At 52.7% G+C, this 749-nt stretch carries 1 protein-coding gene; it reads left to right on the top strand.

Translation table 11 applies throughout. The annotated features are described in order from the left end of the window. Positions 1 to 131 precede the first annotated feature (131 nt). Positions 132 to 686, top strand: coding sequence for an aminoglycoside N-acetyltransferase AAC(6')-Ib3 (locus tag OKC27_RS22770; RefSeq protein ID WP_032488579.1), 555 nt, complete (start codon positions 132 to 134; stop codon positions 684 to 686). The last annotated feature ends 63 nt before the right edge of the window (positions 687 to 749 follow it).

Genomic DNA, 749 nt, shown 5'->3' with positions numbered 1-749 from the left:
CTCACAGCCAAACTATCAGGTCAAGTCTGCTTTTATTATTTTTAAGCGTGCATAATAAGCCCTACACAAATTGGGAGTTAGACATCATGAGCAACGCAAAAACAAAGTTAGGCATCACAAAGTACAGCATCGTGACCAACAGCAACGATTCCGTCACACTGCGCCTCATGACTGAGCATGACCTTGCGATGCTCTATGAGTGGCTAAATCGATCTCATATCGTCGAGTGGTGGGGCGGAGAAGAAGCACGCCCGACACTTGCTGACGTACAGGAACAGTACTTGCCAAGCGTTTTAGCGCAAGAGTCCGTCACTCCATACATTGCAATGCTGAATGGAGAGCCGATTGGGTATGCCCAGTCGTACGTTGCTCTTGGAAGCGGGGACGGATGGTGGGAAGAAGAAACCGATCCAGGAGTACGCGGAATAGACCAGTTACTGGCGAATGCATCACAACTGGGCAAAGGCTTGGGAACCAAGCTGGTTCGAGCTCTGGTTGAGTTGCTGTTCAATGATCCCGAGGTCACCAAGATCCAAACGGACCCGTCGCCGAGCAACTTGCGAGCGATCCGATGCTACGAGAAAGCGGGGTTTGAGAGGCAAGGTACCGTAACCACCCCAGATGGTCCAGCCGTGTACATGGTTCAAACACGCCAGGCATTCGAGCGAACACGCAGTGATGCCTAACCCTTCCATCGAGGGGGACGTCCAAGGGCTGGCGCCCTTGGCCGCCCCTCATGTCAAACGTTG

The organism is Aeromonas sp. QDB62 (assembly GCF_027705695.1).
Lineage (GTDB): Bacteria > Pseudomonadota > Gammaproteobacteria > Enterobacterales > Aeromonadaceae > Aeromonas > Aeromonas allosaccharophila.
Note: the sequence above shows the minus strand (reverse complement) of the source record. Positions and strands in the feature narration are given on the sequence as shown.